This is a genomic window from Halocella sp. SP3-1 (assembly GCF_003953885.1).
In the GTDB taxonomy this organism is placed as follows: Bacteria; Bacillota; Halanaerobiia; order Halanaerobiales; family DTU029; genus Iocasia; species Iocasia fonsfrigidae.
This window is the reverse complement of the sequence record NZ_CP032760.1, coordinates 2,458,324-2,484,155: the sequence shown is the minus strand read 5'-3', so window position 1 is coordinate 2,484,155 and position 25,832 is coordinate 2,458,324. Positions and strand designations below refer to the sequence as shown.

The following is a 25,832-nucleotide window of genomic DNA, read 5'->3' as shown; positions in this document are numbered from 1 at the left end:
ATTATATTAATGAAGTGACTCTATATTTTTCACGTAGGCAGGACGCCGTAACGAACGACAAGCGAAATTTATATAATTGGCTGAAACAGAAAAGTGTAATATTTAAGTGCTACTTGTATATTTAAAACATTTTATAAGGACAGGGTAATCCCCCCTGCCCTCTACTTTAGTAATTCACTAATCCTATCAAAAATTATACCGGCAATCTCTGTTTTTTTCATCAATGGTATATCCTTAGCATATTTATTAGTAATAATTGTAACACTATTTTGGTCACTGGTAAACCCTGCAATATCATTAGCTACAATCATATCAAGATTCTTTTTTTCCATTTTATCACGGGCATTATTGAGCAGGTCTTCACTTTCAGCAGCAAAACCAACCAGTATTTGTCGCTTTTTTTTATGTCTACCGATACCTTCTAATATATCAGAGTTCCGCATCATATTTAATTTAAAATTATCAAACTGTTTTCCTTTTTTTATCTTCTCTTTCTGGTAATCTGCAGGTCTAAAATCTGCAACTGCTGCTGCCATAATTACTATATCATAATTTTGTGAATGCAGCTTAACCTCTTCAGCTAATTGACTAGCACTTTCGATGAAAATTGTCTCTACACCATAGGGAGGAGTTAAATTTACTGGCCCGGAAAGCAGGGTTACTTCCGCCCCTCGCCTGGCTGCTGTACGGGCCAGGGCATAACCCATCTTTCCTGATGATTTATTACTAAGAAAACGGATTGGATCCAGGTATTCCCTGGTAGGTCCTGCTGTCACCAGTATCTTTTTGCCTGCAAAATCTTTCTCACTTAACCGCCCTGTAATTAAATCTACTAATAATTCTGGTTCAGGTAATCTTCCTTCACCCTGATAACCACAGGCAAGATATCCTTTATCTGGGTCAATTACTTCATATCCCTTTTTCTTTAAATAAGATATATTATCCTGGAAAATTGAATTATGATACATATTAACATTCATGGATGGTGCTATTAAAATAGGGGCCTTAGTAGCCATAATTATGGTAGATAAAAGATTATCAGCAATTCCACCAGCCAATTTGCCAATAAAATTTGCTGTTGCAGGGGCTATCAGACATAAATCAGCCCTATCTGCTAGAGATATATGTTTAACATTAAAGTGCTCTGGTGGTGAAAATAAATCAGTATGTACAGGGTTATGGGTAATACTTTGAAAAGTAAGAGGAGCAACAAACTTCGTCCCTCCCTCAGTCATAACTGTATTTACGGAATAACCCATTTTGGTCAGCCTGCTTGCCACTTCAACCACCTTATAAGCAGCTATACCACCAGTAATTCCAAGGAGTATTTCCTTTTTCAAAGCCCAATCTCCCCCTTATTTTATGTCTTTTTTATATTTTGTCCTATATTTTATTTTTTCTTGATCAATTTCTTCTAGACTCCGGGAAACAGCTTTCTTTGACCTATATTCTTCCAGTAGTCCAGCCCCACCCAGGTTCAACTGCCTTGCACGCCTGGCGGCCAGAATTACAAGTGAGTAAGGGCTATCAACTTTTTTCATTAAATCATCTAGAGATGGGTATATTATCATTTTTTATCATCCCCTTATTTTATTTTACAGTTTTCAGCAATAATAATCGATTTGAGTTTAAGTACAGCCTGATCTATTTTATCATTAATAATTTCATAATCATAATTTTCTCTTTCTTTCATTTCTTCCCTGGCATTATTAAGTCTAACCTCTTTAGTATGCCTATTCTCTGAACCCCGTTGATCTAATCTTCTAGCTAATTCCTCTAAAGAAGGTGGGGCTAGAAAGACAAAAATTGCTTCTGGATAAGATTCACACACCTGTTTAGCACCCTGAATATCTATTTCAAGGATTATGTCTTTACCCTTTTCTATCATCTCCAGAACATAATCTTTGGGGGTACCATAATAATTATTATGTACTTTGGCCCATTCAATAAACCTATCATCATCAACTAATTTAAAGAAATCATTTTCTGTTAAAAAGAAGTAATCTTCGCCATCTACTTCACCTTTCCTGGAATGACGGGTAGTAGCAGAGATAGAATACTCAAGATTATCATATTCATTTATTAATCTTTTTAATACTGTTCCTTTACCTGCACCTGAAGGACCTGAAACAACAAAAAGATGCCCCTGTCTCATTGGAAATGCCTCCCTGTCCACTTACCCCTGCTCATGATCACTTAACCTATGTGAGACGGTTTCAGGTTGTATAGCAGAGAGTACAACATGATCACTATCTGTAATTATTACTGCCCTGGTTCTACGGCCATAGGTCGCGTCAATCAACATTCCTCTTTCTCTTGCTTCCTGAATAATTCTTTTGATTGGAGCAGATTCAGGACTTACTATAGCAATTACTCTATTTCCAGCTACAATATTTCCAAATCCAATATTAATTAAGTTTACACTCATCTATATCCCCCTAAAATAGTTAACTTTCATTAATAATATCACACCAGAGTAGTTTTGACAAGAAGTTATCTGCCCTTTTCTACTACTACCTTAAAACATTAATTTATATTATAAAATTAATCAAAAAACTGTCAGCTCTTTAAAACTGACAGTCATTTTTTTTTATTCTTCTTCAATATTCATATCTCCAAACATCGCTGTTTCCATAAAGCATTTCACATCATTAAGGTCGCTAAAATTTCCTAAGGCCCACATTAATTTAGCAATTATGGTTTCAGTATTCATATCTGCCACAGTAATTATATTATTAGCTTCTGCCAAATCTCGTCCTACTTCATAAACATCTAAATTAATCCCTTCTTCCATACATTGTGTTGTTATTACTACAGCAAGACCTGCACCTATCAGTTCTTTTACTTTTTCAATAATATTATAACCATCCAAATTTGGGATACCACCAACACCATAGCTTTCAATAATTACTCCTTTATAATTTTCCTTTATAAAATCAAAAATAGTCGGATCAATACCAGGATATAATCTTAATAGAAAAACATCTGTACATAATTCAGTTTCTAACCTAAAAGGTTTACTAGGATCAATATTCATTATCTCATATTTATTACGATGTTCTTTACTATCTCTATCATAAGTAATCTTTCCCAATTTAATATACGCAACATAAGGCATATTAATACTTTCAAAGGCATTCATACTCTTACTTCTTATTTTCACAGCCCTTGTACCATTAATTATTCGACCATCAAAAGCAACAAATATACCTGGAACCTGTTCAAGGGCAAACCTAACTGCATCAGAAATGTTTTTTTTAGCATCTGTATAAGGCTGTCCTATTGCCACCTGTGAACCAGTAACAATGACTGGTTTTTTAATATTGGATAACATATATGTTAATAATGCCGAAGTATATCCCATTGTATCAGTTCCATGAGTTACTATAAAACCATCATATTTTTCGTAATTATGGTAAATTGTTTGGGCAATCTTTTTAACTCCTTCAGGTCTCATATTAGTACTATCAATATTCATGATTGGTTCTCCGCTTATATCACACAGTTCGCTTATTTCAGGTATATAAGATAACAATTCTTCATCATTAAAAGTAGGTTCCAACCCTTTTTCCCCTTCAGAAGAAGCAATAGTTCCACCAGTTGTTATAAAATGTATTTTTTTCATACTCTATCCCCTTCACTTAAATATTGATTAATATACTGGTAATATTCCCATCATAAAAAATTTTACTTATATTTAATAAATAACTATAATTAAGTACATTTTAAAGTCTCGAAAAGTATCAGTATATATCCCCTATTTATACCCTTTTTGAACACAGACTTTTAAAGATTATTATTAATTTAATTAATATCCCCCACTTTTTTATTTATAAAATTTGGGGGATACTAATTATAGTATTTTAATCTGTATCTAAATTAAGTTATTCAGTTACCCCATTATTAGTTCTATACATAAAGGCACCTGTAAATCCATAAAAAATACTTACCGCAATACAAGCAAAAGATAACCACATATATGGTAAATAATCAAGAGTAGCTACACCTAAAATTCCAGCCATGTAAATCCCATTATCACTCCATGGAACCATACCTGAAGTAAGTGTGCCTCCAAACTCAGTATTTCTCGATAGAACTCTTCTATCATAGCCAAGTTCATCATACTTTTCTTGCATTATTTTTGGGGTCAAAATTAATGAAACATACATTGCACTCCCAAATAGATTCCCAAGAAAGCCCACAATTATTGTCGTAACCGTTAATGAACCGCCAGAATTAATTCCCTTTTCTATTCTACTGGCAATAGCCTTTAAAATTCCAGTCTTATCCAGAAGGCGCCAAAACCTAATCCAAAAAGTATTATTCCAACAGACCAGAGCATGGAATTCATACCTCCACGACTTAAAATATTATCAATAAATTCAAGTCCTGTATCTTTAGGAATTTGAGCCCAGGCTGTTCCTATTGCATCAACAAAATTTAATCCCTGAAAAAACACTCCCCAAATAATACCTAAAACAGCTCCAAAACTTATCACAGGAATTGATGGTTTTTTCATAGCCAGTAAAGCAATGACAATTACCATTGGTAGTAAAGAAATCAAACTGATATTAAACATTCCTTCAATTGCATTTATAACTTCATTAACCCGACTTAAATCTGCAGATCCACCACCAACAGTAAACCCTGCAATTGTAAAACCTAAAGCTGCCATAATATATCCTACTATAGAAGCCGGAAACATTCCTTTTACATGATCTATGACATCAACATCAGACATTGAAGAAGCTAAAATAGTACTATCAGATAATGGAGAAAGTTTATCCCCAAAATAAGCACCCGATAATACTGCCCCTGCTGTCATAGGAGCAGGTATACCTAATCCAGCTCCTATCCCCATCATAGCAATACCTGCTGTTCCTGCTGTTCCCCAGGAAGTACCCGTAGATAGAGAAGTAAGACTACAAATAATTAAGGTGGCTAGCAAAAAGATATTAGGATGAATTACCTTTAATCCATAATAAATTATACTAGGTACAATTCCTCCTGAAATCCAGGTCCCCACTAAAGCACCTACTGCCAGAAGAATAATTATGGCATCCATCCCATTATATATGCCGTCAATAATAGCTTTTTCCATTTCCTTATAGGAAAAACCTAATTTTAACCCTACTGCTATCGCTAAAAACCATCCAGCAAATATTGCTAAATGTATTTCTATACCCAGACTTGTGAAAATAAATGCTAATGCCAAAAACCCAACTAACACCATAAAGACTTGCAACATTGAAGGTAATTCATTAGTTTTTTTCATCGTTTACAACATTCCTTCCTTATTTTAGTAATATTAATTATTCGTATGTTACCAGTCCTTTCCCCCTTTCTCTCTATATAAGTATTATTTATAACAGGCTAGCTGCTATATTACAATAATCAAATGTTAATGTCAAATAAAAAAACCAAAAAGCGTCTAGAACCATAATTTATCAAATGTAATTTATCTTTCATTAATTTATCTTTTGATGAAATTATAAAGACGCCTTTTGGCTACTTATATTCTTATAAAACTTCATTACAGAGATTTTTAGAGTGCCCAAAAACTTGTTTCATAAAACTATTTTGAGACAGCTTCTTTAACTTATGCATTTATAGTATTAGCATTTCCTACTTCTACATCTATTTCACCTTCTGAAGCAGCAACAACTACAGCTGCTGCACTATCTCCTGTAATATTAGTTGCAGTTCTAGCCATATCTAAAATTCTATCAACTCCAGCAATTAATGCTACCCCTTCTAATGGTAATCCAACACTCTTTAAAATCATAGTTAACATAACCAAACCTGCTGATGGTACACCTGCTGTTCCAATTGAAGCTAAAGTAGCTGTTAATACTACTGTAAGCTGTTGTGCCATACTTAAATCCATACCATAAACCTGAGCAACAAATAAAACACAAACCCCTTGATATATGGCCGTTCCATCCATATTTATAGTTGCACCTAAAGGTAATACAAAGCTTGAAATTTTATCAGAAACGCCTAAATTTTCCCGAGTACATTCAGTAGTAACTGGTAAAGTCCCTGAACTACTACAAGTACTAAAAGCAAAAATCTGTGCACTCCTAATTCCTTTGAAAAATTTACTTACCCTTAAATCACTAAATAATTTAATTGCACCTGTATAGGTTATCAGCCAATGTAATAAACAACCTAAATAAATAGCAATAATGACTTTCAGAAGTGGTAATAGTACAGAAAGACCATAAGAACCAACTACAGAAGCAATTAATGCTAAAACACCATAAGGAGCAAATTTCATTATCATTTCAGTCAATTTATACATCACTTCAGCAAAAGAATCAAATACATTTAAAACTGGATCTGCTTTTTTACCAACTAAAGCTATAGTAATTCCAATCAAGAGTGCAAAAACGATAATCTGCAACATATTCCCTTCGCTTAATGCTACAACAGGATTTTTCGGAACCATCTGTACCAATGTATCAGCTAAAGATGGTGTCTCTGCTGCTTTCATTGCAACTTGTCCAACATCCATATCTAACCCCACACCGGGTTGAATGATATTCCCTAAAAACAAACCAATAATTACAGCAAAAGCGGTTGTAACAAGATAAAAAAGAATTGTTTTCCCACCAATTCTTCCTAAACGTTTCGGATCTCCAACACTTGCTGCACCTACAACTAACGAAGAAAAGACTAATGGTACAATTATCATTCTAATCAATCTAATAAATACATCACCAATTGGTTTTATAAGGCTGGCCTGTGGTCCAAAGATAAGCCCTACCAAAACTCCTAAAATTAATCCTATTAAAATTTTACTATGCAATTGTAACTCATTCCATTTGTTTATAACTGTCATTCTATCCCCCCTATGATTTTTCACAAGTAAATCTTATTTTAATTCTTTACATAGAAAATAACTCTTTCATCCCCCTTTTTTTCTTTTATAATTTTATTTAGTATTAAAATTATAGTTAATATTTTTTAATTTATGAATAAAGATACTTTTTCGATAATTAACACTCTTTAAATATAATGTCGCATCTTCTGAAAGTAAATAAAGAATTTTACACACTTACTTCGTTTTATTAAGCAATAATATATCAGTATTAGTCCATCAAGAATAGCATATTCCCCAATTGCCCCGTCTCCATAAGTAATTAACTTGTATCTATCAAGTTATATATATAACTTGATAGATACAAAATTATAATATACTATTAGTTAAAGATAAATTAATCAGGTTCACTAAAATCGCCTAATATTTTCCAAATTCTATAAATATTCAATTGATTTATCAGCTAAATCGACAATATATTATTATTTTAATATTATACAAGAAAAATGTAAAGTATATATCAAATGAATATTAACATATTTCCTTGTTTTTCAAAAAATAATATTATTATACTTAATAATATTAAGTTAAACAAACTTATTAGCATTATTATTATAATAATTATACACTTCTCCATTTTCACTTAATATAACTTTAAGAGTCTGTTCGAAAAGTCACTGCTTATACCCCGGTGATTATATATCCCTTCACTCACTGCCCTCTTCTTTCTCAAACGCAATATCGAGGCCAGTACTAATGAATCGACTTGCACCACAAGTACTCCGTATTTGACTTGAGCCCACAAGAACAGTTTAATGTTGTGTCGCAACGGTAGCACCTTAACTTCGTTCTGGGAAATATAATCACCTAAAATAATTCTTTTCGAACACACACTTTAATACATTCCAGATTCATCATTCTTTAATGATTTATAAGCCGGCCTAATGATTTTCTCGTCACTAACAAGCTGTTCTATTCTATGAACACACCAACTGGCTACTCTAGCTGTAGCAAATAATGGTGTATATAGTTCTTTAGGTATGTTCAAAAGTTTATAAACAAACCCGGAATATAAATCTACATTAGCACATATTTCTGCATCCTCTCCTTTAAGTTCTTTAAAAATATCTTTTGTTAATTTTTCTATATTACAATATAAATCAAATTCGTCCATTTGATTTTTTTCTTTAGCCAATTCTGCAGCTTTTTCTTTTAAGATCACTGCCCTAGGATCAGATTTAGTATAAACTGCATGTCCCATACCATAGATTAAACCTTTTCTATTAAAGGCTTTTTTCTTTAATATTTTAATTAAATAATCTTTTAGTTGCACCATATCCGTATAATCAATATGTGCCTTAATATCATTAACCATCTCTACTACTTTTAAATTTGCACCACCGTGTTTAGGACCCTTTAAACTTCCTACAGCTGCTCCTATTGCCGAATAAGTATCGGTTCCAGTTGAAGAAACAACATGGGTTGTAAAAGCAGAATTATTTCCTCCACCATGTTCTGCATGTAATATTAATAGTAAATCCAATATATCTGCTTCTAATGCAGTATAAAGGTTATCAGCTCTAATCATATGCAAAATATTTTTAGCTGTCCCAATACCTTTTTTGGGATTATGCAAATACAAACTTTGATTATCAAAATAATGACACTTTGCTTGATACCCATAAGAAATAATCGTTGGAAATCTAGCAATTAATTTTATACTTTGCAATAAAATTTTATCTATCTCCAGACTATCAGGGTCTTGATCATAGGAATATAAGGCTAATATACTCCTTTGTAATTTATTCATAACATTATTACTAGGACTTTTTAAGATCATATTTTCAGTAAAAGCTGGTGGCATTCTTCGATAACCATCCAGAATTTCATTGAAATTATCTAGTTCATTTTTAGATGGTAATTTCCCAAATAATAGTAAATATACAGTTCTTTCAAATCCAAATTCATTAAAGTTTTTAATTAAATCATTAATTTCTATATTTCTGTATATTAACTTTCCATCAACAGGTATTTTTTTACCGTTAACATATTTACTGCCATGGACAGAACCAATTTTAGTAAAACCAACAACAACTCCTGTGCCATCAGAATTTCTTAATCCTTGTTTTATATCATATTTATTATAGTATTCTTTAGAAATTTTATTAACCCTTTCCACTTCTCCTGAAACCGTGTTAAGCCATTTATTAACATCCATTTTTTCACCTCTAATCTTGAATTTTTAATATATATTTTTAGTAAAAAACTAAAATAAAGACCTTAATTATATTAGTTTAAATTATTGATTAAGGTCTTTATTTTTAAATATATATTTAATTATACTAAATTCTATAAAATATTTAAAGTGCTGTTCGAAAAGTATTCAGTTTACAGAGATTATATATTACAAATTATTTTAATATTAAGTAACTTAAATTAAAGCCTTTTCAATTCGCTTTAATCCCTCTTTAATATTTGGCATAGATGTGGCATAAGATAACCGTACATAGTTTTCTATACCAAATCCTATACCTGGTACAACTGCTACCTTTTCTTTTTCCAATAAGTATTTTGCAAAATCCATTGAATTGTCTATCTGATAACCATTGAAGTTTTTCCCTATAACTTCAGCAATATTCATCATTACATAAAATGCCCCTCTAGGGTTAAGACAAGACAAATTGTCTATTGAGTTAATTTTTTCAAACATGTATTTTTTTCTTTTCATAAAAGCAGCTCTCATTATATCAAGAGAGGCTTGCTGCCCACTTAAGGCCTCAATACTAGCATATTGGGCAATAGTATTAGGATTAGAGGTTGCATGGCTTTGAATATTTGACATTACTTTTACTATATCTTTATTGGCTGCTGCATAACCTATTCGCCATCCAGTCATAGAATAACACTTTGATACACCATTTATCACTATAGTTAATTCTTTAAGCTCATCACCAAGAGAAGCAATACTAACATGTTCACCTTTATAAATTAATTTTTCATATATTTCATCTGCTATTATATATATATTGTTTTCTTTAGCAATTTCAGCAATAATCCTTAAATCATCGGTTTCATAAACTGTCCCAGTTGGATTATTAGGACTATTTAGTAGGATTGCCTTTGTTTTATTAGTTACAGCATTCTTCAGTTTTTCTCTTGTATATTTAAATTCTTCCTCTTCAGTAGTTTCAACCATTACTGGTTTAGCACCTGCCATCTTTATTAACTCAGGATAACTTACCCAGTACGGTACAGCTATTATAACTTCATCCCCTTGATTACATATAGCTTGAAAAGCATTATATAAGCAGTGTTTTGCTCCAGATGATATTATAATATTATCTGGCTTATAATCAAGCTTATTATCTTTCTTGAATTTTTTACATATTTCATTTTTTAACTCCGGCAATCCTGATGCTGCTGTATAACCAATATTACCATTTTTAATAACATTTATAGCAGCTTTCCTTATATTTTCTGGAGTCTTAAAATCTGGTTCTCCAACCCCAAAATTTATTACATCTTCCCCGGCTGCTATCATTTCTTTAGCCTGGGCTGAAATAGCCAGGGTAACAGAAGGAGAAATATTTGAATTTTTTTTAGATAACTCCCTACCCACTTTTTCACCTCTTTCATTAAATTATAATTATAGTTTAAATTACTATGCTCGTTTATAAGTCCCATCTTTAAACCAACCCCGAAGTCGCATTGGTGTAGCCAATCTTTCAATGGCTATCATATAAGCAGCTTTTCGCATATCCACATTCTTAGCCTTCATCATTTCTACTACAGATTTAAAAGCTGCTACCATTTTTCTTTCTTGCTTTTCCTGTACTTCTTCAAATGACCAGTAATAATTATGAAGATTTTGTACCCATTCAAAATATGAAACCGTAACACCACCAGCATTGGCTAATATATCTGGAACAATTAATACACCCCTTTTTAACAATTCATTTTCTGCCTCAGGTGTAGTTGGTCCATTTGCCCCTTCAACAATAATATCAGCTTTTATTTGCTCAACATTTCTGGTTGTTATAGCATTCTCCAGAGCACATGGAGCAAAAATATCACACTCTTGCTTGAATATTTCATCCCGATTTATTTCATCTGCTTTTGGATATCCTGAAATAGTTCGGTTTTCTTTCATATATTTCATTAAAGCTTTTACATCTAAACCTTTTTCATTAATTAAACAAGCATCTATATCAGATATTGCTACTACCTTTGCGCCCATTTCTTCGGCATACATAGCTGTATGACTTCCTACATTACCAAAACCTTGTACTGCGAATCTTACTCCACTCATCTCTAAATCTTTTAACTTACTAGCTTCCCTTGCTATAATAGCAACACCATATCCAGTCGCTTCTGTTCTTCCTAGACAACCATCAAATTCAACTGGTTTTCCTGTAAATACAGCAGGTAAAGTTTGTCCAACACCTCTTAAAAGTGAATATTCATCAACCATCCAGGACATAACTTGTCCATTAGTATTCACATCTGGAGCTGGAATATCAACTCTTTCACCAATAATTTGAGCTATAGATTTGGCATAACCCCTGGCTAACCTTTCCAGTTCTCTGATAGATAATTCTTTGGGCTCAACAATTACACCACCTTTGGCACCACCATATGGTAAATCCATAACCCTACATTTAAAGGTCATCCAGGTGGCTAATGCTTTAACTTCATCTTTATTTACCTTAGGATGAAAACGGATTCCACCTTTAGTTGGTCCAGCAGATGTATTATGCTGGACCCGGTATCCAGTAAATATTCTTGTTGTACCATTATCCATCTCAACTGGAATATTAACCTCCATTACTTTCTCTGGTACACTCAAAATTTTCCTAACTGCTTCATTTTCTCCTAGTTCATCACATGCCTTCTTAACTTGTAATTGAACAATTTCAAATGGATTTAAGGTTTTTTCTGTCATTATAAAAGCCCCCTTTAATTTAAGTAAATTTATCTTGCATTTTTATAATAACACTTGACTTAATCTTTGTAAATATTTTTGCCAATACTACTTTAATAATAAAGATTAATATATATTTACTTTATTTATTTTAATATATAATATTTTAGCTTTATTTTATTTAGCGGGTTTTTATATTCAAATTAGTATTTATAAAATTAAGTGTATTAGATAATTCCTTTAAAATATATTATTTATATTTTTTATACTATATGTTATAATTAATTGTATAAGTATATTTCTTTATATAATTAATTTAAATATAGGGGAGGAAGTTCTCTTGGATTCGATAGACTATGAAATTTTAAAAATTTTACAAGAAAATGCCCGTATATCTATGAAAGACCTTGGTAAGCAAGTAGGATTAACTGCCCCTGCTGTCTCAGAAAGAATTAAAAAATTAGAGACCAGTAAAGTAATTAAAGGCTATACTGCAATTATAGACCCTGCTAAATTAGGCAAAAACATCCGTGCTTTAATCAATGTTTCTATAGATATTGATAAACGAAAAGAATTTATGGACGTAATAAAAAATCATTCAGACGTAATTAGCTGTCATCATGTAACCGGCTCTTACTCTATGGTTGTACAAGCTATTTTTAAAGAAGTAAATGATTTAGAATCATTAATATACCAAATACAAAGATATGGTAGTACTAATACTTTAATTGTTCTCTCTGACCAGATAAAAAGAAGGTCAATACTATAAAAAGAAAACATCTATATTAAGAAGTAAAGCATTAGTAATTTTAAGTCTTTTTATAAAAAGACTTAAAGTGTGTGTTCGAAAAGATATAAATAGGGGATTATATATCCCTGAACGAAGTTAAGGTGTTACCGTTGAGTGAAGGGATATATAATCCCTGACGGTATATACTAATACATTTCGAACAGACTCTTAAAATTACTAATTTGATACCTTACCTTTTCTTCCTGAAAATACCCCTGATCAGATCAATGACAATAGTTGACCAGGAAGAAAGAATTAAGACAATAATCCATTGTTCTATATTTAATATGCTGGTTTTAAAGAATCTGGACAAAAATGGAGAATAAATTACCCCCAGCTGCATTATAGATGACAGTAATACAGCCCCAAGTAAATAGATATTAGAAAACGGGGAAAGCTGCCAGAAAGCATAATCTTCTGAACGACAGCTAAATACAAAAAACAATTGAGAAAATACAAGCGTAGAAAAAGCCATAGTTCTAGCTGTATTGAGATCAACTCCCAGATGATAGATGGCTATTAAAAATGCTGTCATTGTACTAATACCAATCAATGAACCCTGACTAACAAGATGAGCTACCATACCACCTGCCAGAATACTCTCTTCTGGATCCCGGGGTGGTTTTTCCATTACATCATCACTATCATTATCCATCCCCAGTGCCAAAGCAGGCAGTCCATCAGTAACCAGATTCACCCATAATATCTGTATCGGCAATAGTGGTATAGGTAACCCCATAAGGATACCAAGAAAAACAGCCAGCAATTCACCAGTATTACAGGCCAGTAAATAACGAATGAATTTACGGATATTATTATATATTTTCCGTCCTTCAGCAATAGCTTTAACAATCGTAGCAAAATTATCATCACCCAGGATAAGTGATGACACTTCTTTGGTCACATCGGTACCCTGTTCACCCATGGCAATCCCAATATCTGCTTCTTTTACTGCAGGGGCATCATTAACTCCATCACCTGTCATCGCAACTATTTCACCATTTTCTTTATACGACCTGACAATCCTCAACTTATCTTCGGGGGATATCCGGGCAAAAACCCTTACATCTCTGGTAATATTATTTAGTGTTTTATCATCCATTCCCTTGATCTCTTCACCTGTAATAACCCTACCTCTTCCTGGAATAATACCAAGGTCTTCTGCTATAACACGAGCAGTAATCTTGTGATCTCCAGTAATCATTACTGGTTTTATACCTGCCTTATGACAACTTAATACAGCCTGGTATGCCTCTTCACGGGGAGGGTCAATTAAACCAACTAATCCCAGCAGAGTTAAATCTTTTTCATAATTTGCCGCTCTATTTTTAGCTACTCTATTATTTACCTTTCTGTAGCCTATAGCTAGAACACGCAGGGCATCTCTGGCCATAGAATCATTAGCCCGCTGTACCTCTCTTTTTAACTGTTCAGTCATTTTTTCTTTCTTTCCGTTGACTTCTAGATAGGTACACCTCTGCAAAATAAGTTCCGGGGCTCCCTTGATCCATAATTCAGTATCACCTTCAGGCATTTGAACAATAACTGACATTCGTTTTCGTTTCGAATCAAAACCCTCTTCTGCTTTTATTTGATAGTCTTTTTTCAAAGAAGTAAAACTATACCCATAGTCATAAACAGCCCTTACCAGAGCAATTTCTGTGGGGTCACCTAGAAACTCCGGTATCTTACTACCTATAAAAAACTCCTTTACTCGATTAAGTTTACTATTATTTTCTGCTTCCTTGAGCTGTACTGTATTACAAACACCACCAATTTTTAATACCTTCTCAAGGTCTTTAAGCTCACTGTCGGGATTAAAGTTGTTTATTCTATGGTTCAAATATATCTTCTTTAAGGTCATCTGATTTTTAGTAAGGGTTCCTGTTTTATCAGAGCAGATTACTGTGGCACAACCAAGTGTTTCCACCGATTGTAATTTGCGAACAATTGCATTATTATTGATCATTTTTTGTACACCTAGGGCTAGAACAAGGGTTACTATAGCAGGCAGCCCCTCTGGTATTGCAGCAACAGCTAGACTGACACCTGCCAGAAACATTTGATAAATGGACTGCCCCTTTAAAATACCAACAATCACTATCAAAAAAGTAAGTAATAGACTCATAATTACCAGCCATTTACCAAGGTGTTTTAATCTTTTTTGAAGTGGTGTCATATTATCATTTTCATTATTAAGCAGGTCTGCTATCTTGCCCATTTCAGTATCCATACCTGTATTAACTACTACTGCTTTTGCCCTGCCCCGGGTAACTGTTGTTCCCATAAATAAAATGTTTGTTTGTTCTGTGATATTAAGATCAGCTGCATATAATTTCCCTGTTGATTTAGCAACTGTTATTGATTCACCAGTAAGGAGTGATTCATCTACCTGAAGACCTGCTGCTTCTAATAATCTGCAGTCAGCTGGGACACGATTTCCAGCTTCTAAAACAATTAAATCACCAGGTACTAATTCCTCAGCAGCCACTTCCTCAAGTCTGCCATCTCTAATAACCCTGGCTTCTGGTGCAGCCAGTTTCTTTAAAGCAACCAATGACCTCTCTGCCCTATATTCTTGAATAAAACCCATAATCCCATTAATAATTATAATAGCAAAAATAGTAATTCCATCACTTATCTCACCCATTAAAAATGATAAACAGGTTGCCGCCATTAAAACAATTATCATAAAATCTCTGAACTGGTCAATAAAGATAGATAAGATTCCCTTGCTGCTTGAGGTGACTAATCTATTTCTACCACACTGCAGCTGCCTTTTTCTGATCTCCCTTGTTGATAAACCATCTGTCAAGGAAAAACCAAAACAATCAATAAGTTCTTCCTGATTTAAGAGGTAATACTCCTTTTCTGCTAACATAATAATCACTCCTGTGTTTAGCAATTCTATCATTTTAATACTATTCACAGGGCTCAATAAAAAGAACAATCTATTTAATTGACTGATATATAGATATACCTTATACTATAATTAGTTAAAGGAGTGATTTATCATGTCAATTGATGGTATTATGCTGGCAGCTATTAAAAAAGATTTAACAGAAAATATTCTGGGGGGAAGAATAGATAAAATATATCAAATAAATAATGATACCCTTAGTTTTACTATCAGGTGTGAGAACCAAAATAGAAAAATGGTTATTTCAACAGACCCTGCTTACAACCGCCTTCATATTAGTAATTTGGATTATGAAAACCCCCTTAAGGCACCTGATTTCTGTATGTTATTACGCAAATATCTCCACCGCGGTATTATTGATAAAATAGAGCAACCTGATTTCGAACGAATACTTATTTTTCACATAAAATTAAGAAAGGAAAAATATTATCTTATTACTGAAGTTATGGGGAAATACAGTAATATAATACTGATTAATGAAGATGGTATAATCCTTGATGCTTTAAAACGGATAAACAAACAGCAGAGCCAACAGCGTCAATTATATCCTGGTTTAGATTATCAATATCCACCGAGACAGGATAAGATTGACCCAACAGTTGTTAGTAAAGAGGATTTTTTTTCATATATACCTGATGATTTTTCTGACCGGGCATATAAGGCAATTATGTACAATTACCGGGGTATTGGACCCTATATGGCAAAAGAAATCATTTTTAGGGCAGGTATTGACTTTAAAATCGATTATTCAACCCTTAGTAAGGAAGATAGAGAAAGAATTAAAAACAGTTTTTTATCAATCTTTCAAGAAGTTAAACAGGGGAAATTTAGACCAGCTGTAGGACTGGATAAACATAATAATATTTCTTATCTATCTGCCTATCCCTTACTCCACCAGAAAAATATAAAGGATCATACCTATCCCGGTACCGGCGAACTTTTTGATTACTATTATTCCAATGAAGTTACCAATAATAAGCTAGATAAATTTAAAGATAGACTGAATAATATTATTAATAAATACCTGACTAAAAACAGAAAAAAACAAAAGAAATACCATAATGGATTAGAGGATGCTGCTAACGCAGATAGGTATAAGCAATATGGTGAATTGATTACAGCTAATATATATCAGCTAAAAAAGGGATTAGAAGAGATTGAATTAGTAAATTATTTTGATGTAGAACAAAGTAAAATTAAAATTGACCTTGATCCCTCTTTAACACCGGCTCAGAATGCGCAGAAATATTATAAGAAATATAATAAAGTTAAAAAAAGCATTAAACACCTTAAAAAACAACTGGGTATTTTAAGACATGAAGAAAGATACTTAGAACAGGTCTCCCTGAACATCGAGCAGGCTGAATCTCAAAGTGATTTGAAAGAAATTCGAGAAGAATTAATCAAAGAGGGCTATCTTAAAGAAAAAAAGAAAAACAAACAAAAAAAGAAAAGCGACAAACCATTACCACCTTATAAATTTATATCTTCACAAGGTTATCAAATTTTGGCCGGTCGTAACAACTATCAGAATGACCGGCTGACCAAAAAAATTGCACATAGTGAAGACATCTGGCTGCACGTCAAGGAAATAGCAGGTTCACATGTAATAATTCGAAACCATACAAATGACAATATACCCCAGGAAACAGTTAATGAAGCCGCTGTTATAGCTGCTTATTATAGTAAGGGGAGAATGTCAGAAAATGTACCTGTTGATTATACAAAAGTAAAAAATGTCAGGAAACCAAAGGGAGCTAAACCAGGCCTGGTATATTATGAAGAATACCAGACCCTATATGCCAATCCAGCTAAAGAACTTATCAGTAAATTAAAGAACTAAAAAACCGGGCTAAGATATTCTTACATGATAGTCTTCCAACCAGATATTTAATTGCAGAAGATAAGCAAAAAGCTGAGGTAAACGCATTAATTGACCAAACCAGGGGATATCAAAATCCCCTTTCTTCTCAGTTAGATTAAGTACTGCTTCTATATCTATCACAGAATGTAGTGGCTTGTTTTTATTATTCAATATATCTATTAACAAGGCTTTTGTTTCCTGATAATAAAGGGGATTAAAGGTCCTGGGATAAGGATTTTTAGGTCTATTTCTAACCGACTCTGGAAGAATACCTTTAAGGGATTCACGGAGTAATCCCTTTCTCTGTCCGCCATAAGACTTCATTTCCCATGGTATATTCCAGAGATATTCTACCAGCCGGTGGTCACAGAAAGGTACTCTGATTTCTAATCCAGTATACATACTCATTCTATCCTTTCTATCCAATAGAACAGGCATCCAACGTGTCAAATTAAGATAAAACATCTCTCTCATACGTGCGTTCTTCTCATCTTCACCTGCTAAGACAGGAACCTCAGCTAATGCCTCTTGATATCTCTCAAACAGGTATTCTTCAGGGGAAATTCTCTCCTTGACTTCCCTGGATAATAAGGCTATCCGTTCTCTATACCTCCTTGACCAGGGAAAAATACCGGCTCCCAGGGCTTCCTCTCGGTAAAACCAGGGATAACCACCAAATATCTCATCAGCACACTCACCAGATACTGCTACAACAAAATCCTTTTTTATCTCTTTAGCCAGTAAATACAGGGAAACATCAATATCAGCCATCCCCGGTAAATCCCTGGCATAAACACCCTCCCTTAATTTTTCACTTAAAAGATGATTATCCAGCACTACATTATGATGCTTGGAGTTAATGTTATCTGCTACCTTAGCCGCCCAGTAATTATCAGTTTCAGGTTGAAAATCATTTGCCTTAAAAAACCTTTCATTACCCTCATAGTCAACAGAATATGTAGCTAACCCCCTATAGCCATTTTTTTTCAGCTCTCTACTGGCTACAGCACTAATAGCACTGGAATCTAGACCACCTGATAGTAGAGTACAGATCGGCACATCTGAAATCAATTGGCGTTTTACAGAATCACTAAAAAGATACCTGACTTTTTCCACTGTTTCAGCTAGCGTATCTGTATGTTCTTTACTCACAAGTTCCCAGTATTTAGTGAGTTTCAGACTGTTTTTCTGGTATGTCAAAGAAAAACCAGGTTTCAATTCCATAACACCTTTAAATATACCGTTACCAGGTGTTCTACCTGGGCCTAGAATTAATACCTCTGCCAGCCCCTCTGCATTTATACAGGGTTCTATTTCAGGATGTTTTAATAAAGCCTTTATTTCTGATGCAAAAACAAGACCATTTTTTAATTGAGCATAAAAAAGTGGTTTAACACCTATCCGATCCCTGGCCATATATAATTTTTCTTCACAGACATCCCAGATAGCAAAGGCAAATATCCCGTTAAAGTAATCAACACACCTTTCTCCCCATTCTAAATAGGACTGTAATAAAACCTCTGTATCTGAATGCCCATTAAAATTATAACCTTTATTAAGAAGTATCTGTCTAAGATCTTCTGTATTATATAGTTCACCATTATAGACAAGGACATAGGTTTTTCTGCCCTGTTGAGCCAGCATAGGTTGCTTGCCCCCCTCAGGGTCAATTACTATTAATCTCCTGTGTGCAAATCCTGCCCTATTTGAATACCAGTCACCACCATCATCAGGACCACGATGGCTAAGACTTTCTTGCATTTCCTCTAAAATATCTAAATTATCACTTATATTCCTATGCCAATCAATCCAACCAGCAATTCCACACATTTTTTGGCCTCCCTTATTAATACACTATATTATTCATATGTACTATTATTCAATCTTGACTGTATACATGATAGCAATTTTAGATATTTTTCTACATATAAAAAAGACCCTGTGTAAATTAGACACAGAGTCAATACTAAAAATTTACTGTTTATATTTAAGATACTTTAAAAAAATCTTTAACAAAAATAGTATCAACAGAATCAGGGTTGATATATAACCAATAAAATCACCATACAGCTGATAAAATGTAGTTTCCCGATTTAAAGGAACAGCAGCTTTAACAGTTGACATATCACCTGAATAGATCTTCTTAATATTTATACCAGCTGGAGAAATAACACCTCCAAAGGACTTATTACCCGATCTCACTACAGCCCTCCTATTTTCTACAGCCCTGAAAACAGCAGTTGTCCACATCTGTCGGCTCAAATTACTACCCTGAAACCAGGCCTCATTGGACTGATTTATAATCAAATCTGCCTCCTCAACCCCTTTCATAACAAAATCTGGATAGAGAATCTCAGAACAAATAACTGTCCGCCAGCTAAATGACGGTAAGTTCATAATATTGATATCCCCTCCCGGATAAATGGGATAGTTAGTATAGCCAGTTATTTTTTCAACTAATTTCTTGAAAGGAATATACTCCCCAAAGGGAAGGAGTTTTATTTTATTATATCTCCCCATTATTTTACCATCTGCTGCAAGAAGAAAAACACTATTATATTTTTTGAAGTCATCATCTATAATTGATAGACTCCCTGTTAAAAGAGGAAAAGAAATACCCTTTAATGATCCCACAAATCTTTCCCGGTAATACTCATTTCTAATAAAGTCAAAGGTAAGTGATGATTCTGGCCAGATAATTAAATTAATATCATTTATTTTCCTGGACTCTTCTACAAGATAATTTATATTTGATTCAATGTTTGCTGTTTTCCATTTTTCTACCGGATCCAGGTTTGTTTGAACAATTCCTAGATTTATATAATTATAATCCTGGTTCTTATAATTTGATAATTTAATACCTCCATAAGAAAAAATAATTATAAAAATTATAATAATAAATAAAGCATTCCCTTTCTTTCTTTCAATAAAGAACTTATAAAAAAAAGCATTTATTAAAATAACAATAAAGCTTATTAAAAATACTCCACCAAGATCAGCAAATTGTAATAATTGTTTAAAAGATGCCTGTGTATAAGCAATAAAAGCAAAGGGAAACGGCCGAAATACTCTAAACCTAATATACTCAAAGGCAGTCCAGGTAAGCGCCAGCCAGAGAGGATTTATAGACCTATTTCTCTTTATGTATAAATAAAACCAGACCCATAGACCGTAAAAAACAGCAAGCAGCAAATAAAAACTCAATAATATAATAAGACAGAACATCAGAGACAACCCACTATAATACCTTAGTGGGTAATATAACCAATATGATGTCATCAGAACTATTATTATGCCCAGAAAAACCCCTTTTTTAAACCCCTGGGAGGGCTTATCACCAGAGATAGCATATATAAAGGGGATTAGTCCAAACCACGCTAAAAAAAATAAAGCTGAAAACCTGACAGGAATTGTAATTAAAATACCTGCCAGTATAATTAATACTACCTCCAGTATTATCACCCCTTAATTTATACTATTACCCAGCAGGCTTATGTCCATTCCTTTAAAGCACTAAAATCTTTGATAAATATCCTATTGCCATTAACCTCTATAATATCTTTATTTTTAAAATCACTTAAGACCCTGCTAACAGTCTCTCTGCTGGTTCCAATATAATTTGCCATTTCCTGCCTATTGATGTCCAGTACTAATTCATTTTCTGTCTCCCCAAAGTCAATCAACATATCAATAATTAAGGTAGCCACCCTGGCCCGGGTGTCTTTTAATCCCAGGTTCTCTATTTTTCTCTGCGCTCTGTACAGTTTTTTAGCCATGACCCTTAACATCCCCCAGGCTATCTGTGGATTGGCAGTAAAATATTCTTTAAATCTCGTTTTTGATAAAAAGACAAGTTCCACTTCATCAAGGGCGATAGCAGTAGCAGGGTATTCATCTATACCAAATAAAACTACTTCCCCAAAAACATCACCTGGCTGAAGTATTTCGAGTATCTGTTCATCACCATTTACGTTGTTTCTTACAGCCTTAACCTTACCCTTTTTTATGAAATAAACATTATTCCCTATATCACCCTGCATAAAGATTATTTCTCCATTGTGGGAACTACTACTCTCCAGTAGAGCACTGATTGCAATAAGATCACTATCACTCATCTCAGAAAAGAGGATAAAATTCCTTAAAAATGGCTCATAAGTACCCATTGCTTGAAACCTCCTTTAATTGTTCGATTCTATCTAATTCACTAAGTATCTTATTTTTCTTGTAATCATAGGCATAACAGGCTCCATTTACTATCTTAGTGTTAAGTAAACCAACCCCTTCAGAATTACCTTTTAAGTGTGGTGCATCAATAAGGCCAGATTTAATTGCCCGGGTAAGAGTTACAGGGTCAGACCAGGGGTCAGCAACACCAGTATCAGCTAAATTTTTTATATGATTTAATAACACCCTACTTTCAGATAATAGTTTTTGTTTTCGTTTAATGATTTCTGGATCATGACTTATATCAGGATAATTATACACTAAATTATTTATTACCTGACGGGCAATTTGGCAGCTTTCAATAACATCACTACTCCAAGCAGCATGATCAGCTTCTGAGTAGGCAACAACATGGACAATATCTGGTCTTAAAGACATCCCTAAAAAAGTAGCATAAGCCAGTTGACCTTTAGCCCTATCAGGCTGTGCTGGAAAACTACTTAAACCAGCCCTAACCTGTGTTAAAACCTGAAAATTTTCTCCTTTAAGATTTTCAATTAACTCTTTTTTAGCCATCATTTTCGCAATATCCATATCCGCACTTGTTCCATTAGGAGTATTAAACATATATTGAGCAATATATGTTTTTACTCCCATTTTTCTAGCATTATAAGCAGCTAAATAAGCCATTACTACAGCAATGGTATCATGGGCATCACGCAAACTCCAGTGATGTGATTCATTAACCTCAACAGGTATATTCCTCTCACCATGCCATTTCATCAATAACTGATTTTCCTTGATTGATGCTAGTAACCCCCTTGGACCACGTCCATCAAGCTTATTATACCATGAAAGGGGAACAGCACACCAGGCATTATTTATCGTATCGAGCAAAAGCTCTGCCATTTGAAAGACATCCCTTGTCCCACTATAACACCTCATCAAAGGATAATTCCCTGTTCTACTGGCATCATAGAGCCTTATTAAATCTTCTTTTGTCCGGATCGGAACCCCACCAGCACCTTTCTCATCTTCATCCATATCGGTAGGCCTAAAAAAGGACTGCTGGGCATTTTGATCAGGCCCTAGAGATATTATGTCCAGAACCTTACTCTTGGCTATTTCTTTAATACCATCTACCGTTTCATCTACAGAGGGCAAACCAAAGTGATGTCTTAATAAAGGATAAGGTTTTTTAAGAGCTATTCTATTCAGGAGGTTTTTCCCATAAGGAATATCTCGATCACTAAGCGACTTGCCTTCAAGATAGGCAATAATTTCTTCTATTTCTTCCTGACCACTAAAGACTGCATCAAAAAACCCTACCTCTTGAGCTTTACGAGCAACTGGTAGGGTTCCTCCAAAAACAAATTTGTAAGAACTTAGACCCCTCTCTTCCACAGAATCTTTTAATCTCTTTAATATTTTATAAGCTGTTTCAGGGGTCAACCTGTAACCTACAGCTACCATATCTGGGGAGGCTTCCTCGACAGCATTAAGCAAATAATTAATAGAAATAGCCGGCCCCAGAAATTTGGCTCGATAGCCGTGTTCTTCTGCAAGTCGCAAGAAATTCAAAACTCCAGCAACATGAACACAATTTCCAACAGAAGCACCAATTATTAGTTTTTTCAATTCATTCAACCTCTTTCTGGTATTCTGCAAATTGACCGTAAATTATATTATCCAGACCCTTATATAAAGTCCTACGCAGTTTTGGATGTACCTCAACATTACTGATGCTACCTTTATTCACCAGGTCAATTATTTCTTTTTTATTTAAACCAAGCAAACCTAAAGACTTAACAGTCCTACCTATTTTCCTGAAATTAGTATCATAAACAAGATTTGCTAGCTCTATAATCATATCTATGGTAGGTGTACTTATACCAAAATAATTAGCCAGTGAAGAAATTGGAACAAGGCCCATAGGAACATCCTCAAGTATATATCTATGTTTAATCTCCTCTGGAGCCCCTATCCCTTCATACTGCTTATTATTCTGTAGTAATTCATACAAACTCTTCCCCCTTGCCCCATAGGACATTCGCAGCCAGTCTAAGGCACTAATAGGGCTTATACCCAGTGACTCAGCCACATTCATTCTCTCCTGATCCATTTTTTCCATTATCTTACTTATAGCTGGTGAAATACCCTGTTGATAATATGAGAAATTACCACCAGTAGATTCAATCCAGGCCATATTAAGTAGTGTAGGGGCCGGGTGAAAGATAGACCCTATATTATCTAAACTTGTTTTCATCACATTTTCTACCGGTGAAAATTGAGGTAAAATTCTATAAAGTTTATCAATAATTTCCCTTGTTCTATTACTTGGAAAGGCTGCTATGGCAACCCTGTTTTTCACACCAAATATCTTTGCCCGGGCTGGTCCTACAACACGACTAGCATACAAAAATGTCTGGGTTTCAGATATAATAAGGTCAGCATTACAATTATTAGATTTTAAAATATTATAAAATTCTAAAGTACCACCGGTCCGACCTGGATTAAGAATTATTTTCTGTCCATCCCTAAGATAAGGACTCATTTTTTCTGCCAGATATCTATGGGCAACAGCAGGTGTAACAACCATGATTATATCAGTACCACTAAGGGCCTCTTCTATGTTATCGGTAATTTTATTTAATCTGCCAAAGCCCTGGTAGATACCACTAAGAAATATACCACCCTTCTTAATAATTGGTTCCAGTCTTTCCCTACTTCGATTATAAAGATTAACCTTACACCCATTTAATGCAAGATATGCAGCCATAGCCTGACCACCGTTTCCTGCTCCCAACACAGCAAATTTCTCCAAAATAATTACCCCCTTAAAAATTACCTTTTATAAATCACCTCTATATAGTTAGATTTTATATGCATTATTTACAAATTTTTCTTAATTATGAGAATAATTAAGCCTCACACGTGAACCTATGTGGGGTTAATTTTTTATGTATAAATATCTCTATACAATTATATCATATATGAATATTAAATTCAAGGAATTTAAGAGTATTAATGAACCTGGCAAAGATATGTTCAGTTTATCACCAAACAAACCCCTACCAGGCTCAACTTTGCCCTATAATAAATTAAACCTTATTAATCAGTAAACTCTTTCCATTTATTCTCTATATTATCATCTCTAATTGTTTCCATAAGATAATCAGCAAACTCAGCACCGGTAGCACCATTTTCCCTACCTGTTAGTACTAATTTCTTTTCATAATCACCACAAATATCAAGCGCCATTTGTAGTCTATGTGCTTTATCTGTATATCCAATATGGTCAAGCAACATCCCGGCTGCCCTGATTATACTACTGGGGTCAGCGTATTTAGCCCTACCTTCTTTTACCATTCTTGGTGCAGAGCCATGAATCGCCTCAAACATCGCATATTTTTTACCAAGATTAGCACTACCAGCAGTACCAACCCCACCTTGAAATTCAGCGGCTTCATCAGTCAAAATATCTCCATATAAATTAGGAAGCACCATTACTTTAAACTGACTCCTGCGTTTTTCATCAACTAATTTTGCAGTCATAATGTCTATATACCAGTCATCCCACTCAACTTCCGGGTAGTCTTTAGCAATATCTTTAGCAATATCTAAAAATAAACCATCAGTAGTTTTAACAACATTTGCCTTAGTAACTACAGTAACCTTATTCATACCGCTTTTTTTAGCATAATCAAAGGCTGCCTTAATAATCCTATATGACCCCTCATAAGTAGCAACAGTAAAATCTACAGCCAGGTCATCATTTACCCTTATACCATCACTCCCCAGGGCATAAGCGCCTTCTGTATTTTCGCGGAAGAAAATCCAGTCGATATTTTCCTCAGAGACTTTAACCGGACGTACATTAGCAAAGAGATCCAGTTCTTTTCTCATAGCAACATTAGCACTTTCTATATTAGGCCACTGGTCACCTGCCCTCGGGGTAGTAGTCGGCCCCTTTAAAATTACATGACATTTTTTAAGCTCTTCTAAAATATCATCAGGTATAGCCTGTTTACACTTAGCACGGTTTTCAATAGTCAAACCATCTATTACTTTAAATTCAACCCTACCCTTTTTTACATCCTCTTTTAGTAAAAACTCCAGAACACGCTGAGCCTGTTTAGTAATAAATGGTCCAATACCATCACCACCAACAACACCAATTATTATTTTGTCCAGATTATCATAATCAACAAAATCCTTGACAGTTTTCATCTGCTCAATTCTTTCAAATTGATCCTCAATCAATGCAGCAAAATGTGCTTTCGCCTTCTCTACAACTGAGTTATCCATAAATATAGCCCCCTAATATATCAATTATTTATTGGCAGATCA

Annotated in this window: 18 protein-coding genes and 1 pseudogene; 2 read left to right on the top strand and 17 right to left on the bottom strand. The window is 34.0% G+C overall.

All coding sequences use genetic code 11. The features are described 5' to 3' along the window. Positions 1 to 161: 161 nt before the first annotated feature. The 10 genes and pseudogenes from coaBC to D7D81_RS11680 all read right to left on the bottom strand — a co-directional run bounded on the left by coaBC (position 162) and on the right by D7D81_RS11680 (position 11,765). Positions 162 to 1,340: a bifunctional phosphopantothenoylcysteine decarboxylase/phosphopantothenate--cysteine ligase CoaBC gene (gene coaBC / locus D7D81_RS11725; protein ID WP_125990198.1), complete on the bottom strand. Its 1,179-nt coding sequence runs from the start codon at positions 1,338 to 1,340 to the stop codon at positions 162 to 164. Positions 1,341 to 1,355: 15 nt separating this feature from the next. Beyond that, positions 1,356 to 1,571 (bottom strand): DNA-directed RNA polymerase subunit omega, encoded by a 216-nt coding sequence (rpoZ, locus tag D7D81_RS11720; protein ID WP_125990196.1) that lies wholly within the window; start codon positions 1,569 to 1,571, stop codon positions 1,356 to 1,358. A 14-nt stretch (positions 1,572 to 1,585) separates the two neighbouring features. Then, complete coding sequence (gene gmk, locus D7D81_RS11715; RefSeq protein WP_125990194.1) at positions 1,586 to 2,155, bottom strand: guanylate kinase; 570 nt, start codon at positions 2,153 to 2,155, stop codon at positions 1,586 to 1,588. A gap of 21 nt (positions 2,156 to 2,176) precedes the next feature. Then, positions 2,177 to 2,428 (bottom strand): extracellular matrix/biofilm regulator RemA, encoded by a 252-nt coding sequence (remA, locus tag D7D81_RS11710; RefSeq protein ID WP_125990192.1) that lies wholly within the window; start codon positions 2,426 to 2,428, stop codon positions 2,177 to 2,179. Positions 2,429 to 2,590: 162 nt separating this feature from the next. Beyond that, positions 2,591 to 3,625 (bottom strand): asparaginase, encoded by a 1,035-nt coding sequence (locus tag D7D81_RS11705; RefSeq protein ID WP_125990190.1) that lies wholly within the window; start codon positions 3,623 to 3,625, stop codon positions 2,591 to 2,593. Positions 3,626 to 3,884: 259 nt separating this feature from the next. Continuing rightward, positions 3,885 to 5,275 (bottom strand): annotated as a pseudogene (nhaC, locus tag D7D81_RS11700) (Na+/H+ antiporter NhaC). Positions 5,276 to 5,599: 324 nt separating this feature from the next. After that, a complete protein-coding gene (locus tag D7D81_RS11695) occupies positions 5,600 to 6,844 on the bottom strand; it encodes a dicarboxylate/amino acid:cation symporter (protein ID WP_125990188.1) in 1,245 nt (414 codons plus the stop codon). 874 nt (positions 6,845 to 7,718) lie between these two features. After that, on the bottom strand, positions 7,719 to 9,041 hold the full coding sequence (locus D7D81_RS11690) for a citrate/2-methylcitrate synthase (RefSeq protein ID WP_125990186.1): 1,323 nt from the start codon (positions 9,039 to 9,041) through the stop codon (positions 7,719 to 7,721). 213 nt (positions 9,042 to 9,254) lie between these two features. Next, a complete protein-coding gene (locus tag D7D81_RS11685) occupies positions 9,255 to 10,442 on the bottom strand; it encodes a pyridoxal phosphate-dependent aminotransferase (RefSeq protein ID WP_286169622.1) in 1,188 nt (395 codons plus the stop codon). Positions 10,443 to 10,484: 42 nt separating this feature from the next. After that, the gene (locus D7D81_RS11680; protein WP_125990184.1) at positions 10,485 to 11,765 is read right to left on the bottom strand and encodes a Glu/Leu/Phe/Val family dehydrogenase; all 1,281 of its coding nucleotides are present in this window, start codon (positions 11,763 to 11,765) and stop codon (positions 10,485 to 10,487) included. A 319-nt stretch (positions 11,766 to 12,084) separates the two neighbouring features. Between D7D81_RS11680 and D7D81_RS11675 the strand changes: the two genes are divergently transcribed. Continuing rightward, the gene (locus tag D7D81_RS11675) at positions 12,085 to 12,513 is read left to right on the top strand and encodes an Lrp/AsnC family transcriptional regulator (protein WP_125990182.1); all 429 of its coding nucleotides are present in this window, start codon (positions 12,085 to 12,087) and stop codon (positions 12,511 to 12,513) included. A gap of 211 nt (positions 12,514 to 12,724) precedes the next feature. Here D7D81_RS11675 and D7D81_RS11670 read toward each other — a convergent pair whose 3' ends face one another. Continuing rightward, complete coding sequence (locus tag D7D81_RS11670; RefSeq protein WP_125990180.1) at positions 12,725 to 15,415, bottom strand: calcium-translocating P-type ATPase, SERCA-type; 2,691 nt, start codon at positions 15,413 to 15,415, stop codon at positions 12,725 to 12,727. 133 nt (positions 15,416 to 15,548) lie between these two features. Between D7D81_RS11670 and D7D81_RS11665 the strand changes: the two genes are divergently transcribed. Next, positions 15,549 to 17,297, top strand: a complete 1,749-nt coding sequence (locus D7D81_RS11665) for an Rqc2 family fibronectin-binding protein (RefSeq protein WP_125990178.1) — start codon at positions 15,549 to 15,551, stop codon at positions 17,295 to 17,297. Positions 17,298 to 17,306: 9 nt separating this feature from the next. Here the strand turns inward: D7D81_RS11665 and asnB are convergent, their stop codons facing one another. The 6 genes from asnB to D7D81_RS11635 all read right to left on the bottom strand — a co-directional run bounded on the left by asnB (position 17,307) and on the right by D7D81_RS11635 (position 25,790). Continuing rightward, a complete protein-coding gene (asnB, locus tag D7D81_RS11660; RefSeq protein WP_125990176.1) occupies positions 17,307 to 19,148 on the bottom strand; it encodes an asparagine synthase (glutamine-hydrolyzing) in 1,842 nt (613 codons plus the stop codon). A gap of 144 nt (positions 19,149 to 19,292) precedes the next feature. Further along, positions 19,293 to 20,780, bottom strand: a complete 1,488-nt coding sequence (gene lnt, locus D7D81_RS11655; RefSeq protein ID WP_125990174.1) for an apolipoprotein N-acyltransferase — start codon at positions 20,778 to 20,780, stop codon at positions 19,293 to 19,295. 29 nt (positions 20,781 to 20,809) lie between these two features. Continuing rightward, entirely contained in the window at positions 20,810 to 21,481 is a 672-nt protein-coding gene (locus D7D81_RS11650) for a Crp/Fnr family transcriptional regulator (RefSeq protein ID WP_125990172.1), read from the bottom strand. Beyond that, entirely contained in the window at positions 21,468 to 23,120 is a 1,653-nt protein-coding gene (locus D7D81_RS11645; RefSeq protein ID WP_125990170.1) for a cobalamin-dependent protein, read from the bottom strand. Before D7D81_RS11645 ends, D7D81_RS11650 begins: the two co-directional genes overlap by 14 nt. Position 23,121: 1 nt before the next feature. Continuing rightward, positions 23,122 to 24,261, bottom strand: a complete 1,140-nt coding sequence (locus D7D81_RS11640) for an NAD/NADP-dependent octopine/nopaline dehydrogenase family protein (protein ID WP_353622124.1) — start codon at positions 24,259 to 24,261, stop codon at positions 23,122 to 23,124. A gap of 332 nt (positions 24,262 to 24,593) precedes the next feature. Then, complete coding sequence (locus D7D81_RS11635; RefSeq protein ID WP_125990166.1) at positions 24,594 to 25,790, bottom strand: isocitrate/isopropylmalate family dehydrogenase; 1,197 nt, start codon at positions 25,788 to 25,790, stop codon at positions 24,594 to 24,596. Between the last annotated feature and the right edge of the window lie 42 nt (positions 25,791 to 25,832).

Bases quoted from the DNA above. Each gene is read 5' to 3' on its own strand.
- D7D81_RS11670 (WP_125990180.1), bottom strand. From the start codon at position 15,415: ATGTTAGCAGAAAAGGAGTATTACCTCTTAAATCAGGAAGAACTTATT.
- D7D81_RS11705 (WP_125990190.1), bottom strand. From the start codon at position 3,625: ATGAAAAAAATACATTTTATAACAACTGGTGGAACTATTGCTTCTTCT.
- D7D81_RS11650 (WP_125990172.1), bottom strand. From the start codon at position 21,481: ATGGGTACTTATGAGCCATTTTTAAGGAATTTTATCCTCTTTTCTGAG.
- D7D81_RS11635 (WP_125990166.1), bottom strand. From the start codon at position 25,790: ATGGATAACTCAGTTGTAGAGAAGGCGAAAGCACATTTTGCTGCATTG.
- remA (WP_125990192.1), bottom strand. From the start codon at position 2,428: ATGAGTGTAAACTTAATTAATATTGGATTTGGAAATATTGTAGCTGGA.
- D7D81_RS11690 (WP_125990186.1), bottom strand. From the start codon at position 9,041: ATGGATGTTAATAAATGGCTTAACACGGTTTCAGGAGAAGTGGAAAGG.
- D7D81_RS11665 (WP_125990178.1), top strand. From the start codon at position 15,549: ATGTCAATTGATGGTATTATGCTGGCAGCTATTAAAAAAGATTTAACA.
- gmk (WP_125990194.1), bottom strand. From the start codon at position 2,155: ATGAGACAGGGGCATCTTTTTGTTGTTTCAGGTCCTTCAGGTGCAGGT.
- rpoZ (WP_125990196.1), bottom strand. From the start codon at position 1,571: ATGATAATATACCCATCTCTAGATGATTTAATGAAAAAAGTTGATAGC.
- D7D81_RS11640 (WP_353622124.1), bottom strand. From the start codon at position 24,261: ATGGCTGCATATCTTGCATTAAATGGGTGTAAGGTTAATCTTTATAAT.
- asnB (WP_125990176.1), bottom strand. From the start codon at position 19,148: ATGTGTGGAATTGCTGGTTGGATTGATTGGCATAGGAATATAAGTGAT.
- D7D81_RS11680 (WP_125990184.1), bottom strand. From the start codon at position 11,765: ATGACAGAAAAAACCTTAAATCCATTTGAAATTGTTCAATTACAAGTT.
- D7D81_RS11695 (WP_125990188.1), bottom strand. From the start codon at position 6,844: ATGACAGTTATAAACAAATGGAATGAGTTACAATTGCATAGTAAAATT.